Origin of the sequence: Streptomyces sp. UH6, assembly GCF_013421635.1 — a bacterium.
GTDB classification, from domain to species: domain Bacteria; phylum Actinomycetota; class Actinomycetes; order Streptomycetales; family Streptomycetaceae; genus Streptomyces; species Streptomyces abyssomicinicus.
Genome location: NZ_JACADT010001077.1, coordinates 1 through 1,830, shown reverse-complemented (window position 1 = coordinate 1,830; position 1,830 = coordinate 1). Strand labels below are relative to the sequence as shown.

General features: G+C 74.0%; 2 protein-coding genes. Both read left to right on the top strand.

Features of this window, described 5'->3' with window-relative positions; all coding sequences use genetic code 11:
* Nucleotides 1-96: 96 nt before the first annotated feature.
* Nucleotides 97-1,296 (top strand): cytochrome P450, encoded by a 1,200-nt coding sequence (locus HW445_RS29380; protein WP_257231361.1) that lies wholly within the window; start codon nucleotides 97-99, stop codon nucleotides 1,294-1,296.
* Nucleotides 1,296-1,830: enoyl-CoA hydratase/isomerase family protein (locus tag HW445_RS29375; RefSeq protein WP_180223861.1), on the top strand; the 535-nt coding region annotated here is incomplete at its 3' end. The genes HW445_RS29380 and HW445_RS29375, both read left to right, overlap by 1 nt.

The following is a 1,830-nucleotide window of genomic DNA, read 5'->3' as shown; positions in this document are numbered from 1 at the left end:
GCCGCGGCGGGCGGGGAACGACCGGTGGACGGGGAACGACCGGTGGACGGGGAGCGTCCGGTGGACCGGCGGGAGGTCGTCCGGCTTCTGCGCCGCCTGCGCTCGCCCGAGGGACAGCGCGACCCGCTGCCCGTCTACCGCGCGTTCCGGCAACTGGGCGACGTGGTGCCCGCCCCCTGGGGCGGCTGGTTCGTCACCGGCTTCGACCTCGCCGGCCAGGTCCTGCGCGGGCGGGACTGGCTCGCCCCCGACATCGCGTGGCAGGAGAGGCAGCCGGACCCCGAACGCTGGCGCGCTCCCGCCACCCGGGAGATGAGCCACACCCTGTCCCGGCTCAACGCGCCCGGCCACACCACCCAGCGGCGCTCCCTGGGCAACCTCTTCGCCCGCACGACCCTGCAGGGCATGCGGCCCGGGATCGAGGAGCACGCCGACGCCCTGCTCGACGACCTGGAGAAGGCGCTGCGCGCCCACGGCGAGGCCGACTTCGCCACCCTGGTCGCCGACCGGCTGCCCATCCGGACCATCGGCGGCTGGCTGGGTCTCGCGGAGGAGGACCACGTCCGCATCCTCGACTTCACGCACCGCCAGGTCTTCGCCCAGGAGCTGCTGCCCACCAGCAGCCAGCTCGCCGTCTCCGAGGCGGCGACCCTGGAGATGCGGGCCTACTTCACCGGGCTGCTGAGGCACCGCCGCGCCCACCTCGGCGAGGACGTCCTCTCCGGGTGGATCCGGTACTGGGACGACCTGCACGCCGGCGACCGGGAGGCAGCCGACCGCGTCCTCTACCACCTGACGATGTTCGTCACCATCGCCTCGCTGGAGACCACCGCCACGCTGCTGTCCTCGTCGGTCGCCCTGCTGCTCGCCGACCCCACCCGGTGGCAGTGGCTGAGGGAACACCCCGGTCACGTCGCCGAGGCCGTCGAGGAGGCCCTGCGGTACGACCCGCCGATCTGGCTGAACAGCCGGATCGCCGCGAAGGACATGGTCCTCGGCGGCGTGCGGGTCGACCGGGACTCCGTCGTCCACGTGCTGTACGGGGCCGCCAACCACGATCCGCGCCGCAATCCCGACCCGGACTCCTTCGACATCCTCCGCCGAGGCTCCCAGCTGACCTTCGGCGGGGGCGTCCACTACTGCCTGGGCGCGGCGCTGGCCCGGCTGGAGGCGACCACGCTGCTCACCCGGTTGCTGAAACGTTTCCCCACCCTGCGGGCGGCCACCGACGGGCCCGAGTACGCGCCCCGGATGGTCTTCCGCCGCATCACCTCGCTGAAAGTGACCCGAAGCTGATGACGTCCACACCCAAGACCCTCCGCGTGCGGCGCGACGGCGACGTGCTCCACATCGAGCTGAACCTGCCGGAGCGGGGCAACGCCGTCTGCGAGGCCATGCTGGACGACCTGCTCGGTGTGCTGGAGGGGCAGGAGCCGTCCGTGCGGGCGGTCGTGCTCTCGGCGGCGGGGGACGACTTCTGCCTGGGCGGCGACCGGGTGGAGTTCGCCGAGCAGGTGCGGCGCGAACCCGACGGGGCCGGGATCCGGACCTCCGGGGACAAGGCCCGCCGGGTCTGCGCGGCGCTCTCCCGCAACCCCGCGGTGACCGTGGCCAAGGTGCGGGGGAGGGCGGTCGGCGCCGGGTTCGCGCTGGCCCTCGCCTGCGACCTGCGGATCGGCGCGCAGGACGCCACGTTCCGGCTGCCCGAGGTGGCGCTGGGACTGCCGGTCGCCTGGGGCGGGCTGCTGCCGCGACTGCTCGACGAGGTCGGGACGGCCAGGGTCCGCGAGATGGTGCTCACCGGACGGCCCGTGGGGGCGGAGGAGGCAC